Source organism: Rhodococcus sp. 24CO, assembly GCF_050586165.1.
In the GTDB taxonomy this organism is placed as follows: domain Bacteria; phylum Actinomycetota; class Actinomycetes; order Mycobacteriales; family Mycobacteriaceae; genus Rhodococcus_F.
Window position 1 is genome coordinate 300,821 of record NZ_JAZFNF010000003.1, and the last position, 15,029, is coordinate 315,849.

Below are 15,029 nucleotides of genomic sequence, written 5' to 3' on the forward strand. Positions count from 1 at the left end.
CAGCGGAGCCAGGCTATTGTTCTGAGCAAAAACCGACTCGGTGGTCAGGGCAATGGAACGAAACGACAAACAACAACTACGGGTAATTACCGCTGAAGTCTCGACCTGGATCAACCAGGCGAACACTGCGCGGGAACACCGCGCAACCATCGAGCCCGCAGCCCAAAGCGCTGTTAGTGCGCTGCGCGGTTCAGCAGTGGCAGTGAACCGAAAGGGAGCGGCGCTCTGTCGGGTTCTCCCGCTGCGGACGTCCGACGACGTTGTGCTCGGAAAACTGGCAACAGCCACTGCCCTCATGCCGCTCACCGTCGCCGAAGAACGATTGCTGCAGGTACTCCAGAGCGACGCCGCTGCTGCCGTCAAGGAAATCCGTGAAAATTCGGGTCTTCGTCGGTTCGTGCGGGGCTCCAAGAAACGTGCCGCCGGACGTGGCGCTGCCGATTTTTTGGCGGAGTATCGTGACGGGGCAGTCAATGCTGATGTGACGGGCATCATCGCCCGCCTTGCCGGACCGAGTGCGCCCGACCGAGTCGACACTTCGGAGGCGTTGTCTGACCGGGTTGGCCTGGCAAAGCGGTTGAGCGACTTCGGCCGTTGCAGCGAAATCCTCGGAGCTGCTGCAGCGGCAAAGTTACCGGCGGCGATCACCGTTCTCGAACAAGCTCTCAAAGACGAGACCACCTCGCGCAACCAAGCTGAGAAGGCCGGAAACGCAGTCCGCCGTGCGGAAACACGCGCCTGGCTAGCCGATATGCCGGTGGAGCGGCTCAAGGAAGCAACTCGTGACCGTCTTCGCGTCAACGCTCTCACCGACGCCGGCATCACGACTGTTCAAGGCGTCTTGGAGCTCGGAGACCGGCTCGAGCAGCTACCCGGAATTGGCGGAACCACCGCCACGCGACTACGCGGAGCCGCTCAGACGCTCTGGCAGACGACCTACGACGAAATGCCGACACGGATCGACATCAAGAACAGAACACCCTCGACGACGGAGCTTCTCCGTTGCCTCTCGGCGTGGGATGCCACGCGGAAGATCAAGGGAGCGGGAGCGGATCTCGCCCGCGTCGAAGAACTCGCCCCGCTGGCGCGTGCCCTCGGCCGAGATGTCCGCCATCTGGTCCTGTTCGCGGCCAAGGCCAAGACCTTTACCGATCTCCAAGTCGACATCGATGCGGTCATCTACCGCGCTCAGCTCGTGGCGGGAGCAACCAATGCGACCGGGACAACTGATCCGTGGGACGACTTCCTCGCACGACCCGCCGACTACTTCGCGCTGCTCGCCGAACTCGGCTTCATCACCGAAGACGAAGAAAAGACCCACGGCGACCTCCCGGACGACATCATCGAGGCGGTCCGAGCGCTGGAACTGGACACCGAGTACCTTGCTGCGTCCCTGCGCGGCTACCAGAGTTTCGGGGCCCGGTTCGCCCTCGTCCAACGAAAAGTCATCATCGGAGACGAGATGGGGCTCGGGAAAACCATCGAGGCGCTCGCCGTGCTCGCCCACCTCCGCTCGAAGGGCTCTCACCACACCGTGGTCATCTGCCCCGCCGCGGTCGTGACCAACTGGATCCGAGAAGTCTCGTCCAAGTCCCGGCTGCGTCCCCACCGCGTCCACGGCCCCGGGCGGGAAGGTGCCGCTCAGAACTGGATCCTCAATGGCGGCGTCGCTGTGACAACGTTCGAAACTCTGGCCTGGTTCGACGGCCACGTCACAACCATCTCCGACTTGGGTTGTGTGGTCGTGGACGAGGCGCATTACATCAAGAATCCGGACGCGCTCCGTTCGCAACGAACCACTCGACTCCTCGACTCGGCGGAACGGGCGATTCTGCTGACTGGCACACCGCTGGAGAACCGCATCGACGAGTTCCGCAATCTCGTCGGCTACCTGCGGCCGGAGCTCGTCGTCGATGCCACCGAGCTGACTCCCCGCCTGTTCCGGAAGCAAGTCGCCCCCGCTTACCTTCGCCGTAATCAGGAGGACGTGCTCACCGAGCTGCCGGATCTGGTCGAGGTCGAGGAATGGCTCCCGCTTTCGACCGCTGATGCAAGCGCTTACCGGGATGCCGTGGCGGCGGGGAACTTTATGGCGATGCGCCAGGCCGCGATGTCCCAGGGAAAGCGATCGCAAAAGATGGAGCGGCTCCTCGAAATCGTTGCGGAAGCCGAGGAAAACGGCCGCCGAGTGATCGTGTTCTCCCACTTCCGCGGAGTGCTCGAACAGATAGTCCGAGCACTACCGGGCAAGGTATTCGGGCCGTTGACCGGCTCCGTCCCGGCAGCGACGCGGCAGACGATGGTCGATCAGTTTTCCGCCGCTGGTCATGGCGCAGCTTTGGTGTCGCAGATCGTGGCCGGCGGTGTGGGTCTGAACATTCAAGCAGCGTCGGTGGTGGTGATCTGTGAGCCGCAACTCAAACCCACTACCGAATGGCAGGCCATCGCGCGAGCACGCCGTATGGGGCAGCTGGAGTCTGTTCAGGTTCATCGGCTTCTCACCGAGGAAGGGGTTGACCCGCGGATTACCGAGATCCTTGCGCGGAAGCGTGAGGTGTTCGACGAGTTCGCCCGGGTCAGTGATACCGCGCAGAGCGCGCCTGAGGCCTTCGACGTCTCGGAGGCCGAACTTGCGCGTGATGTCATCGCTGCTGAGCGTGAGCGCTTGTTTTCCGCTCCGCAGCTCGACAACTCGGTCAGCTGATTAGTCCGTGAAAGCGCGGGATGGGTGCATGTGCGCGCGGAACTGACGATCAGTGGTTGCTGTGCTTGGCGATTGTCGCCCGCTTGGCTGCGGCGAACTCCTCGGCATCGAGCAACCCTTGGCTGTGGAGGTTCGCAATCTGCTGCAGCTCCTCGGCGAGACCGCCGGCGGGCGGGGCAGCGGCGGGAGTGGGCTGCGGGGCGTGATGGACGATGACCTGTGGTCGTTTCGCATCGGCGATCTTGCGCTGCAATTCGTTGATTCGCGGCAGCGCCTGGCTGTAAAGCACCTTCTGTAGCGGAAGGCAGTTCGACAGTGTCCAGGGGTCGTCGGCCGCACGGTTGCGGGATTTGTTCGACGAGCGCCAGTAGTCGTGGTTAGCGGTGCCCTGGTAGCTGGGTGTCAGGATCTCCAGGACACCGTTGACCATGCCGCTGTTGTACTCGATGTTCGTGATGTCGGTGTAAGGGAAGGTGGTGACCCGGCCGCCGCCGAGGGAGCCGGTCATGAACCCGGCCATGCCGCCGACCTTGGCGATGATCAGCCGATCTTCGAAAGCGGCGAGGAACCCGGCTGAGCCGTTGTTGAGGATGAACCACGGCAACTCTCCAGGTGCGGCGTGGTCGTGAATGGTAATCCAGCCTTTGTCTTTCAGTGGTGACCCGACGGTATTGACACTGTTCAGGCGTGCGGCGAGGTCGTGTTCTGCTCGAGTGTCTGAGGCGGCTTGCTGGGCGGTGTTTGCTTCGTGGGTGCGGATGGCGTCCCGAACTTCGGCCGAGAATCCGGTCGAGATCAGGAAGTCGAGATGGTGGCAGACGAACGCGATCTCGTCGGCGTGGATCAAGCCGAAGACGAGGGATTCCTGGGTCTGGGTGGTCACGGTGAGATGTGGGCCGGAGAGCTTCTTCACGAACTCGTACCGGCTGATGTGGTCGGCGTCGACGGTAACTTTGGTGCCCTTGGCCTCAAGGTCGATGCCGGAGAACCCGAGGAGGCGTGCATTGGTGACGGCAATACCGTCCATCGAGGGTCGGACTTGGTTTGTCCTAGCCAGTGCCCACACCTGTTCGCCCGGGAGTAGGTGCGGGGTCAGCTTCGCCAGCCACTTCTCTGCGGTCTTCTCCTTGAGTCGGGGCGAAAATACGGGTTCCATGACGTTCCTTCTGCAGTGTTGATGCTGTACGAAGGATCTTCGCACCCCGTCTGGTGATCAAGGCGGAGGACGTCGATCGAAAACAGAATGCGTAGATCACACGACCGGGCGGACGAGTGGCACCCATCTCCACCCGCCCGCAAGGTAGTCGTTCTGTCGGACGTAGCAATTAACTGGGCAGCCTCAGTCGGTAAGCGCTTTGATGACAATCGGTAGGTAGCGGCGCACTTGATCCTGGTCGCTCTGCTGCTCCTCAGTAGACAGGTCTGCGTATGCGGCGGCGATCTGCGTGTCCCATCGGGCGACCAGTTCGGCGGGGATCACCAACGAGCCATCTTTCCGTCGTTCGCCCTGGTCATGGACGTATTGTTGCCAGTGAGCCCACCGCTCGTGCTCTGCCGTCGCTAGGCGTCGCATCAGCTCATCACTCTCAAGGATGTTGCGGATCTGATCGTCGGTCGGCATCAGATCAGGTTCTGCTCTACGAGGTTCCAGTAGTGCTGGCCGAGTACGGTCAACTCACACGCCGTCGACCTCATCGCGGCATGCCACATGTGGGGGGCGTTGACGGGTCGGACCAGGTTGACCTTGACGAGGTTTTGCAACACGGCGAAGTCCGCCACTTTTGCGGGGTCCGGCGCAGGCATCGACGGGTCTTCGCCGCCAGAGCGTTCGGGTTCGTAGCTTGGGTCCAACGCCAGCTGAGTCGTGGGGTCCTGGAATAGGACGGTGAGCTTTTGGAGTTCGGCTAGCTCGATCGGCGCATCTGTCTCCCGGAGCGAGACGAACTTCTTCACGTTCGTTTTGAACACCGGCCGCTGCGCCCAGTTTCCCAGCGACTGGTCAATGTGTGCATACACGCTGCCGGGGGTTATCGCACCGACGAGGTTGGCGGCTGCGCCGCTGAGCGCGTCGACGAACAAACTGGTGAATACTCCGGACCCGCCGCCGGTCTCCATTGCATATTGGTCCGCAGTCGACGCGGTGAGGATCGTCACCCCATCGGAAATCTCCGCGACCTGCTTCGCGACCCCGCTAGTTCCCGCGATTCCGCCGTGGCAGCTGTCGAGGATGATGACCTTGTTCTTCGCTTTGGACTGGTTAGCCATCGACATAACTTCGGAAAGTGCAAGACCGTCATGCCCGGACGTGCAGTCGCTCGCGCAGAGGAACCCGCCGGTATCATCGATGTAGCCGTGACCGGCGAAGTAGAACAACGCGATATCCGCATCATCGTTGAACAGTTCCTCCACCGCCTCGCGCAGCTGCGTTCGGGTGATTTGAGCGGTCGGGCCGGTTCCGGTCATCAGCCGCGGAGTGGCAAAGTTGAGGGTGCCGTCAGCGTTGCGCTCCAGGACGCTCTTAACGCTGTAGGCGTCGTTCACCGCCCCGCTGAGAGGGGAGATGTGGTCGTAGTGATCAATGCCGACGATCAGCGCCTTACGCATATCGGCTAGAGCGAATCGATGAAGCCGGCGATGTTGTCATCGCTCCACGTCACCGTGCTCACCCCGGCGAGGACCGTGCGGTCATCCTTGTAGGCCCAGATGCCTCGGATCGGTTTGCCTTCCTCCTTGGCGCACTGGATTTCCCATGCCTGACCGTCCGAGGTCAGCGAGTTCTTGCTTACCAGCACGATCACCCCGTGTGAGCGGCGGATACGGGTGCGGACCTTTTCTTTCCACCCCGAGTCGTACGGCTCCTTTACCGACATGTCGATGAATTCGTACGGGGCACGCGGGTGCAGCGATTGACCCTTCAAGAAATCACGCTGCCGTTCGTCCTCCATCGCGAATGCGACAAAAACGACTTTAGTCTCAGCCACTGTGTGATCTCCTCGCCATCGAGCTGCGGCCCTCATGGGCTGCGAATGAACTCAATAAGAAACCTACCGGTCACCTCCGACATCATTGAGAGTTGAGATGCCACGATCGGATTAACAGTTCAGACGCATAGAGGAGAAGTAGTGCACGAACGTTTCGTCAGTACCTCTTTCGAGAGGGTGACTGTCGGCAGGCGGTTCGGTGGAGTGCCCGAGGGTAAGGGTCGTTGGCAGCGGATTCCGCACCTGGGTGTCCTGTGGACGGACGACAAAGAAGCCCTGCAGCTCGGTTGGCTCGATGATGCAGATCAAGATGTCGCGAACGCGTTGGCTCGGCGCATGGTGTTGATGGCTGTCGACGGCATGACTGCCGCTGCAGCGTTCGACGTGATTGCCGGCGAGAACCGCAAGTACATGATCATGCACGGTGATCTCGCGGACCGCGGCGAAGACGACTTCTGGAATTAGCCGACGTTACAGTCGAGATCTCTCGATGCAGCTGTGCAATTGCGTTTCCCCTGTTGAGGGTGATCGATCATGAAGGCGCTCGAATCAGCGATGGCTGTCGATTATCGATCGATACTCGTCAGCCTGTCGACCACTGGATACGCGCAGTTCGGATCTGTCGAGAACTCGTGTCCAAAATCTATGTCGAGTTTTCTCTGGAATCTAGTTTCCGACAAGTGGGTGGCGCATACCCCGAGGTGCCGTCGTACTGGACCGAAGCCGCGCAGTCGGTATTGCCCTGTTCTACGCTTTGTAGCAGGATGTCCCAATGCCTGGACACTATCCGGCAGCAGCGTCGATGCCGCTGCCACCGGGAACGCCGAGGCGCGTCACGGCTACCACACCGCCTCGGTTACTGCCGGGATTGCCAGTGTCGCCCGTAGGGGTCTCATAGTGCCGTGGAGCGCCAGGTTCCGGCTGAGGCGGCCAAGCCTATACATACCTCGCACAACTCTTCATCCCGACTTCTCCGGCGGTGTCGGTAGTGTCAGCTACTCTCCTGCAAAATATTCGTCATAGATTAGGAAGTCACGCATGGGTCTGTCTGTCGGCTTTAAAATTGCGCCGGGCTTGTCGGTGCGTGCGTCCGGGCGTGGGATACGTACGAGTGCCGGACCCCGGGTGGCTCGTGTGCACGTTGGTGGCGGATCGTCCACTCTGAGTTCTGGTTTCGGTCCATTCACTGCCAGCACCACATCATCAGGAAACCGGAAGAACAAGAGACCTGCCAAACGTACCGGATCGTCGCGATCTCGTACCGTTTCGAACGCGGAACTGACGTTGGGTGCCACTGTTCTGGCGTTTGATGTGCTGTCGTCGGCGATGGAGAGGCGCGCAGAGAAGAAGTTCACCGAAACAAAGCAAGCAGAGCAGACATTATTGAACGTGCACCGCGAAAAGTTTCCGACGGCTACACGACAAATCGTGAAACCCATTCGATCTGGGTGGCGCGGATTGTGGCGTATCACCGCCGCTGCGCAACTCGCCGCTGCACGGTTGCAAGAAGTCGAGGACAAAGACTGGGCGCGTCTGTCCAGCCACGATCAGTACACGGTGATAAGGGTTGTCGACGACGCGTTCGCCGACAACGCATCAGTATCGACATGTATTGACGCTGGTACTGACGGTGCTGATAATTTCGTGACGCTCGTGATCACTTATCCCGGGTCCGAGATTGCCGGCGGATATATCCGTGATCCGAAGTCGAAAACCCTGCGGGCACGAAGTTCTGCCGAACAAGCAGCATTCTACAAAGACGCTATCGCTTCTACCGTCATTGCCACCGTGCAAGAGGCATTTGCGGTTGCTCCTTCCGCAACGCAAGCGCGAGTCATTGTGTTACGCAACGATAAACGTGTCTTGCGTGCGGCGAAACCCGGAGCGATATACGCTGCGGTGTTCGATCGCGTGATGATGGAACGCAACTGGAAGCGCACCAACCCCGCCGACGTCGTTTTCACGGCATCCGACCTCCGCATTGACGAACCGGCGCTCGGGCCGTTGAAAACCCTCTCTGCCAGTCAGCATCCGGATCTCGAGGAGATAGCCAGACAAGTCGGCGCGGCCATTTCCGGCTAGATCCGGTTCGTAGTTTGACGCCGAATTTGCCCACATCCTGTGGATGGTGTGCAAGAGGGCGACCGGCATCCCTGACCTCGATCGGCGGGGTATTTCGTGGTTGTTGCTAACTTGATTTCAACAGCGTGTAGTTGATTCGCCTTGGGCTCCAGAGCCGCAGCACCCTTCTGAGGTCGGTACAACAGCGGCTCACGGCGAGTGGATGGATGGTGTCGGAGGTGTGTTATCCGGCCCTCGGCGTTCAGTGGCAGAGGGCCGAATGTGTTCACCGGGACATTTCTGCGTGTACCTGGCGCCGTAGCTGTCGGAGTTGGCGGCCGTCGGCGAGTTGCCAGTCCCGCCAGCCGTGTCGTTGCCGTCCCATGATTTCCGTCAACGGAGCTGAGGGCGGGCCGTAGCGTTTCCCGTCGACCTCGAGCGATCCGTCTCGTTTGACCGTCGCGATGTAGGTGCGTTTGCGTTCAGTGTCGTGGTAGCTCAGTCGGTCGCCGACTTGCAGATGCCCGAAGAGCATGAGTTGCAGGATGTCGTCGTCGTAGGCAATTGGCGGATTGGGGTCGGGTTGAGTTGTGTGCGTTGAGGATTCGGGCATTATTTCGTCGTCGACGTGTGTGTCCAGGTTGCGGTGATGTTCTGTTGTGGGCGTAGGTATCTCGACTTTGTCCGCTTGTTGGTTTCCCGAACCGACGAGGTTGCCGATCCCGCGTCCCAACCACCCGATTCCGGATCCGACTCCCAAGACGCCGGCGCCGATCGCTTTTCCTGCCGCACCGGCGACGGCGCCGCCGGCGGATGCTGCCCGACTTCCGACCTCCGCTAATGCGTCGACAACGCTGGGGCTCTCGTGGTCGGTCCATCCCATGACCTGACTGCCACGTGCCTGCGCGAAATCGTCGAGGTCGTCCTTGAGTTTGACGATGTCGTGTTTGAGATTGTGGGTGGCGCCCCACCGGAACCCGTCGAGTCGGTGCATTTTTGCAAAGTGTGAGAGCTCCGACCGCGCGTGCAGCAAGAGTTCGCCGTCGCGTTCGAAATGCTCGGCCAGCACTGTGCGTGCGTCGTCGAGCACCATCTGCAGATGCTGCGGCTCGGTGGCCTGAACGCGGGCAATCCGCAGCCGCTGCCACAGATATAGCGACTGTTCACTGACTACCAACAGATGCAGGGATTCGCCGAGGCGGTTTTCTTCGATTGCCCGGCGGAGGTAGTCGGCGCGGTCTTGGACCGGCCGAGTGGCATCGAACCCTGTCAAGGTGCGTTTGACGTGTTCGCGGAGGCGCTCGATGGTCACACTCAGGGTGGGGCGAAGACCGGCAACAGATTCCCAGTCCGCGGTCGGCAGAGCTCCGTGTTCGTCGAGCGTGGTGACAAGCCGATCCAAGGTCGTAAAGTGCCCGACCACGTCACCGACGCGGGACGCTTGGGCGAGGACGAGGACTTGTTCGACTTTGCCCTCGACGCGGGCGATCGATTCGTTCACCGACGCAATGGCCACCTCGAGCGCGACCTGCACCGCGAGCAACTGCAGGGACAACGCTTGGGTGGGGCCGAGGGGCACTTTCTGCCACTGCAGTTGCTGACGGAACTTTCCTACTTCGTCGACGACGGTCATTCGGAAGAAGCCGCTGTCACCTGGCAACACCTTGTACGTCTTCAATGCCTGGACGCTGTCCGGGGACAGTCGCACGAACTGGCCAGCCTGGGCGGCAATAGCTTTCACTCCGACTGCGGCAGCGGCAACATTGGCCATCGAGGTCTTGCTGACGCCGGAAACAGCGAGTGCCTCGCCGGCGAGGTCGGTCAGGCGCGCGAGATATCCGGCTACGACATTCGGGTCTCCGGCAACGAGAATGCCCTCGGGTTCGACAGAAACAGCGAGTTCGTTGCCGGGACTGTTGCTATCGACGACCTCCATTGCGTCACTTACTGGTGAACTCTCGATGTTCGGTGTCTCGTTCATTTACGCGTGCTTCCTGTCGGTGTCATGTTTCTGGTCGTAAGTATCAGTGCGATCTCGGTGACGGCCGCTTCGAATCGCTCCCGTCCGCCAGGCGAGTTCAAGCCGCGATCGGAGCAATGAGGAATGTTCCCTGGAACGACATACAAGTCGCGTTCGATGCCGGCGCGCTCCCAACCGTTCCGTGCGGCGACGCCCAACAGCAGCACGATCTCCAGATTCGGGCACAGCGCGACGAATTCGCGGGTCCACTGAGCTGCGCAGGTCCGTTCGACCGGGGTGGATCCACCGTTTTTGACGCCCGCGACGGGGAAGGGGACGACGTTCCAATGCACGACGTCGTTCCAGGAGATGCTTGCACGTTCATATGCTTCGCGACAGTTGCGTGCGGTGCGGTCGTTGTTGTCAAGACTGAGCAGGCCGGATCCGGTATCGGCCTCGGCTTTCGTCGATGGATTATCCAGTAGAACAAGGACTCTCGCGTTGGTCCCGCCTTGGTCCGGATCCACGTAGGGCACGTGCCCGTGGGGAAGTCCGACAGCGTCGGCGACCCGGTCCGCGAGCGAGTTCAAAGGCGCCACATGGTTGTCGCGAATTCGGGTCTTCTTCTCGGCGACAACCGCGGGGTCGCAGTTGCGTCCGTTACTCATGATGGTGAGTGTGCATGATCGTGTGTACTCCTCGAATCGGCGCCTAGCTGAAATTCGGTAAATTGGACGACAATTAGGAACATGCGGTGGCGATTGCGCCGATGACAATTGCCAAAAAGGCGACGGCACCGATGAATTCCACTACCCCTTCGGCAGGTGAATTCTTTTTCGCGGTACTCATCTGTTTCTCGCTCTCGTCGAATTCTTCACAGCGCATGGCCCACACCAGCCAGGTGGCATGGCGCGTTTCTATCGTCGATTTGTCTGGAACAGAATGGCACAGTCTGCCGACATATCCGGTGACAGAGAATCAATGACCTCAGAAACCGCTTGCTGCGCCTGCACCGGACTCTTCGATCAGATTGATTGGTTCACGGGTCGGCCGGACTGGAATCGCCAGATCGCATGATCGAGATTCGTGATATTTCGGCCCGACTGCTCTGATACTGCCTTCGCCAGGATGGCGGTATCGGTCGCGCTCACACTCTCCGCGGTGGATCCGATCGCGTCAGCAACATAGCGGATAACCATTCGATCAGCTTTCACTCCGGGAATGCCGGCGAGCATCAGGAAGTAGTTCCACGTGACCGGAGCGCTGTCCCGACACGGTGGTCCAGGCCTTTTTCGTGTCTGAAAGTTCGTCGGTGGTGGCCGCTCGGAGGGCGTCGGTACTGTCAATGTCCCGCTCATGAAGCCGAGATGCAGCGTCATATATCGCTTCGGCCTTGAGTGGGGCGCCTTTCGTGGTCGAGGTGGGTTTGCGATTGTTTGTCATCGCGGCCCATTGCTGCGGGCCGCCGAGTTCGTCGAAGGTGCCCAACAGGGTGCCGACATTGTCGGTGTCGGCATTTCCACCCTGCGCCAGCCGATAGTCGATGTAATGCCGCAGGACATTCTTCACGGAGTTGTAGTGAGCTCCGGTGGACGCGATCGAGTCGATAATGCACAACGCGAGACTGTGCGGGTAACCGTCAGGGCGGAACCACAGATCCGGGTCGCCGAGGTCGGTATCGCAGCGTTCTGCGAGAAGTTCTATGCGGTCATCGTTTGTTGCGGGCATGCTTGTCCTCTGGCCTGTTTACATGTTGGGTGGCGACATTGATGCACTATGCCCGACAGCTCTGACATCACTTAGTGAAATGGAAGTTCAGCCGGGAACGCCAAATGATGAACCCTTTCTCGCGGACGCCAGGCGCAGTACGTCGAGCTGCGCAGTCGGTTCCACAGCAGAAAGTTCGATTGTCCGTCAAGGTTGTCTACACCGGACACCAGTCGTCCTACATTGAAAGGATCGCCGGTGAACCCACCGCTGTTGTGAATTGTCGTTTGGTTTTCGGTGGTTCTGCAATGCGTCCAGTGTCGCTTAGTCGAACAGGTCCTTCGTGAGATCAAGGTCGGGGAATACAAAGTCAGCTCTCGTCGACGGCGCTGATTCGCCGGCCAACCCTTCAACAACCGCGATGAGATCCGCATTCGTGATTACCCGCGCATGCTTGGTCGCCTGATAGGCGGCAGCTTCCACCGCCGATCGTTTGCGCGGAGAGTTCCTATCGCTCATATGCCCCACCTCTCGATGTATCAATAATGTCGGACACCGAGCGAGACCGTCGTACCTCACAGGCACAATGGCGGGGTGAGCCCAGAGCGCCCGACCAACCCAGCCCGCCCAACACTTGTCGCGACAGATGTCGATGGCACGTTGATCAACGAGGACGAGTTGGTCAGCGCTCGCACCCGCGAGGTGATTCATGCCGTCGTGGAATCGGGAACACCGTTCCTGCTGGCGACTGGTCGTCCGCCGCGCTGGATTTCACCGGTCGTCGAGAGTCTGGGTTACGCACCTTTGGCGGTCTGCGCCAACGGCGCTGTTGTCTACGACAGCTACGCAGATCGCGTGCTCAGCGCCGCAACCCTGTCCGTGGAGGCGCTGATCGAACTCTCGGGACTGGCGATCAGCGTGCTTCCCGGTGCCGGCCTGGCAGCGGAACGAGTGGGGGAGAGCGCCCACGACGCGGCCACCCCACAATTTGTCAGCTCCCCGGACTACGAACATGCCTGGCTCAACCCCGACAACACGGAGATGTCCGAGGACGATGTACTGGCTGTCCCGGCCGTCAAACTGCTGATCCGTCGGCCGGGAATGACGAGCACCGCAATGTACGACGCTCTGGCCCCGCACGTGGGATCGCTGGCAGACATGACGTACTCGACGGAGAACGGGCTGATCGAACTCTCGGCTCTCGGCATCACAAAAGCGTCGGGCCTTGTGGCTGCGGCGAATCAGTTCGGGTTCGACCTGTCCGGCTTGGTGGCATTCGGCGACATGCCCAACGACATTCCGATGCTCGCGATGGCGAATCTCGGTGTCGCGATGGGCAACGCCCACCCCGAGGCAAAAGCAGCGGCAGACGAGGTTACCGAGACCAATTCCCAGCACGGGGTCGCAAAAGTCCTCGAGCGCTGGTGGTCGTAAAACCCACCAGCGCTCGAGGACTTCCCACGGGAGTTATCCCACGGCATTGAGAATCTGTGTGACTACACCGGTGATCTGATTGAAGATCAGGGCGCCGTTCTCGAAGTCACTACGGAACCCGTCCGGAATCGAGTACTCGTCCGAGATGGGGAGTCCGAGTGAACCCAGATCCGATCCGTAGCTCTGCCACGCCTTGAAGATTTCACCGACCACGGTGTACACGCCCCCGTTGGGGGAGGTGTAGATAGCGCCGTTCTGGAACAACGCTCCCAGATTGCCGAACTTGGCCTGCAGTTCTCCGGTGATCGCCTCACCGAGACGGCCGAGGTCGCCACCTTCGGCGATCCACTTCTGCGCGAGCGGTGAATCGTCCGTCAACTTCAGAACCTGGTTGACCAGGTCCGTCACGGTAGACCCGGTGCCGCCGGCAACGGTGTCGGCCGGAGTGTTGGGCTTCTGGACTGGAGGCGTGACGGGGTTGGCCGGCGCCGTTACTCCGTTAGCCGCGTTGGCTGCGATCTGGCGGATTTCACCCATGCGGGCGTACGCAGCGTCGCCGGGGCAGGCGGTGCTTCCGACGTCGCGGTGAGCGAAGATGATCGGCAAATCGACTGCAGCACCCTGCGGGTACGGCGTGTACGGCGTGCCTTCGGAGTACATGGTGGTGCGGCCGAGCGGATTGAGGCCGGCCAGCTTGAGCCGCCATCCGAGGAACTGGCCAACCGAATTCAGCATCGCCGACGACGGCTGAACGGTGGAGTAGTCGCCCATCATCGCGATACCGACGGTGTTCTCGTTGAACCCACCGGCATGTGCACCCTGAACGGGCTTGTCCAGACCGCCTGCGCGGCCCTCGAAGATCTGGCCGTACTTGTCGACGAGGACGTTGTATCCGACGTCGCACCAGCCGAGAGTCTGCGCGTGGTAGGCGTAGATCGAACGGACGATGCCGACCGATTCGGCCTTCGTGTAGTTGTTGATGCCCGCGGTGTGGTGCACGGTGGCACCGCCGAGACCGTCGTCGTACGTCGGGCTGTCGCAACGCAGGCCCTCGTCAGCACCCCACTGCGAGCGAGTGATCACGGCCGGACCGCCGGTGGAGAACGGCGCCGCAACTGCCTGCAGATTGTCGTCCGCCGGGCTGGTGCCCGGATCGATAAGTACTGCCGTGACCTCGTCCGCGGTGGTCTCGACCTGGCGAAGCGGCTTCGACACCGATGCCGGGGTGTAACCGAGTTCGCCTTCGGGAGCCGGGGCGGCCTCAGTGGTGGGCGCTACCTCTGCCGGCGCCGATGAAGCGGGCGCGGGTGTTGCATCGGTTGCCGGTGCATCCCGCGGAGTCAGAATCTGGATGGCCTTGGTGAGTCCGACGTAGAGGGGCTCGGTAGCGGAGAGAGTGTTCGTCGCCTGTTCGGCGTCGATTGCATCGGGGGAGAACCACGGGCCCCAGATGCCGTCCTCGGACAGCGCGCGGATCTTGGACTTCGCCGAGTCGACGGTGTCCGAGGTCAACGCGACCATGCTGAACGGGGCGTCGCGAGTGAGTTGCTTAACCACAGCGCCGGGGAATTCCTCATCCTGAACAGGCGTTTCCGTCGGCGCAGCCGGATCGGCCGGTGCCGGCAGGAGCTCCGTCGGAATCGTGATTCCGGGAGGAAGCGCGATGTCCGTGGGGATCAGTGCCTTGAGATCTCCGAGGTTGATGTCGGGCAGATCGAGCCCCGTCAGTTCCTTGAGCGGAATGACGATGTCGGGGACCGACGCGAGCAGAACCTGCGAGATCTGGGTGGGGGCCGCCACGGACGACGTGTCGTTTGCCGAGCGGACGTCAGGCGTGTCGTTGGTGAGGCCGTATACCGCAAAAGGACTTGCGACAGCCAGTGCGGCTACGGCCCCAAGTACGAATGAGGGCTTCGGTCGACGGTGTGGCAAGGGATGACTCCTCGGTTGTAGTTACTTACGAGCGAATTTCAGGGCCGGTTACGGCCTCGAACAGAATCGGCCGGAACCGGATCCGAGCAGGTCGGAGGCCATGTTGCGCGGATCAACTCCATCTTTCGGTCGCATATGTCTGCAACTCGTGATGCGGATGTGACTCGTGTGACTGGTGTTGCTAAGTCCAGGCACTCTTGCCACACTAGTCACAAGAGTCCATAACGCTCAACCTTAGGGTGAGACTTTA

The 15,029-nt window shown here is 60.9% G+C and carries 14 protein-coding genes; 5 read left to right on the forward strand and 9 right to left on the reverse strand.

The window, feature by feature from the left end; all coding sequences use genetic code 11:
• Positions 1-52 precede the first annotated feature (52 nt).
• Positions 53-2,704: a DEAD/DEAH box helicase gene (locus V2B23_RS08635; protein ID WP_430949969.1), complete on the forward strand. Its 2,652-nt coding sequence runs from the start codon at positions 53-55 to the stop codon at positions 2,702-2,704.
• A gap of 49 nt (positions 2,705-2,753) precedes the next feature.
• Here the strand turns inward: V2B23_RS08635 and V2B23_RS08640 are convergent, their stop codons facing one another.
• The 4 genes from V2B23_RS08640 to V2B23_RS08655 form a co-directional block, all read right to left on the reverse strand.
• Positions 2,754-3,860, reverse strand: a complete 1,107-nt coding sequence (locus V2B23_RS08640) for an SHOCT domain-containing protein (RefSeq protein ID WP_430949970.1) — start codon at positions 3,858-3,860, stop codon at positions 2,754-2,756.
• Between the two features lie 183 nt (positions 3,861-4,043).
• On the reverse strand, positions 4,044-4,325 hold the full coding sequence (locus V2B23_RS08645; RefSeq protein WP_430949971.1) for a hypothetical protein: 282 nt from the start codon (positions 4,323-4,325) through the stop codon (positions 4,044-4,046).
• The gene (locus V2B23_RS08650; protein WP_430949972.1) at positions 4,325-5,308 is read right to left on the reverse strand and encodes a caspase family protein; all 984 of its coding nucleotides are present in this window, start codon (positions 5,306-5,308) and stop codon (positions 4,325-4,327) included. The genes V2B23_RS08645 and V2B23_RS08650 overlap by 1 nt, the downstream gene beginning before the upstream one ends.
• A gap of 5 nt (positions 5,309-5,313) precedes the next feature.
• The gene (locus tag V2B23_RS08655) at positions 5,314-5,685 is read right to left on the reverse strand and encodes a TIR domain-containing protein (RefSeq protein ID WP_024488228.1); all 372 of its coding nucleotides are present in this window, start codon (positions 5,683-5,685) and stop codon (positions 5,314-5,316) included.
• Between the two features lie 141 nt (positions 5,686-5,826).
• Between V2B23_RS08655 and V2B23_RS08660 the strand changes: the two genes are divergently transcribed.
• Positions 5,827-6,150, forward strand: coding sequence for a hypothetical protein (locus V2B23_RS08660; protein WP_430949973.1), 324 nt, complete (start codon positions 5,827-5,829; stop codon positions 6,148-6,150).
• Positions 6,151-6,723: 573 nt separating this feature from the next.
• The gene (locus V2B23_RS08665; protein ID WP_430949974.1) at positions 6,724-7,767 is read left to right on the forward strand and encodes a hypothetical protein; all 1,044 of its coding nucleotides are present in this window, start codon (positions 6,724-6,726) and stop codon (positions 7,765-7,767) included.
• A 265-nt stretch (positions 7,768-8,032) separates the two neighbouring features.
• Here V2B23_RS08665 and V2B23_RS08670 read toward each other — a convergent pair whose 3' ends face one another.
• Positions 8,033-9,727, reverse strand: a complete 1,695-nt coding sequence (locus V2B23_RS08670) for a hypothetical protein (RefSeq protein WP_430949975.1) — start codon at positions 9,725-9,727, stop codon at positions 8,033-8,035.
• Positions 9,724-10,374 (reverse strand): uracil-DNA glycosylase, encoded by a 651-nt coding sequence (locus V2B23_RS08675; protein WP_430949976.1) that lies wholly within the window; start codon positions 10,372-10,374, stop codon positions 9,724-9,726. Before V2B23_RS08675 ends, V2B23_RS08670 begins: the two co-directional genes overlap by 4 nt.
• Positions 10,375-10,460: 86 nt before the next feature.
• Here V2B23_RS08675 and V2B23_RS08680 point away from each other — a divergent pair, with 86 nt between their 5' ends.
• Positions 10,461-10,691: a hypothetical protein gene (locus tag V2B23_RS08680; protein WP_430949977.1), complete on the forward strand. Its 231-nt coding sequence runs from the start codon at positions 10,461-10,463 to the stop codon at positions 10,689-10,691.
• A gap of 218 nt (positions 10,692-10,909) precedes the next feature.
• Here the strand turns inward: V2B23_RS08680 and V2B23_RS08685 are convergent, their stop codons facing one another.
• Both V2B23_RS08685 and V2B23_RS08690 read right to left on the reverse strand, forming a co-directional pair.
• The gene (locus V2B23_RS08685; RefSeq protein WP_430949978.1) at positions 10,910-11,434 is read right to left on the reverse strand and encodes a heme peroxidase; all 525 of its coding nucleotides are present in this window, start codon (positions 11,432-11,434) and stop codon (positions 10,910-10,912) included.
• A 303-nt stretch (positions 11,435-11,737) separates the two neighbouring features.
• Positions 11,738-11,932 carry a hypothetical protein gene (locus tag V2B23_RS08690; RefSeq protein ID WP_430949979.1) on the reverse strand — a complete coding sequence of 65 codons (195 nt, stop codon included), beginning with the start codon at positions 11,930-11,932 and terminating at the stop codon, positions 11,738-11,740.
• Positions 11,933-12,007: 75 nt separating this feature from the next.
• Between V2B23_RS08690 and V2B23_RS08695 the strand changes: the two genes are divergently transcribed.
• On the forward strand, positions 12,008-12,847 hold the full coding sequence (locus V2B23_RS08695) for an HAD family hydrolase (protein ID WP_430949980.1): 840 nt from the start codon (positions 12,008-12,010) through the stop codon (positions 12,845-12,847).
• Between the two features lie 33 nt (positions 12,848-12,880).
• Here the strand turns inward: V2B23_RS08695 and V2B23_RS08700 are convergent, their stop codons facing one another.
• Complete coding sequence (locus V2B23_RS08700; RefSeq protein WP_430949981.1) at positions 12,881-14,779, reverse strand: N-acetylmuramoyl-L-alanine amidase; 1,899 nt, start codon at positions 14,777-14,779, stop codon at positions 12,881-12,883.
• Positions 14,780-15,029: the final 250 nt, after the last annotated feature.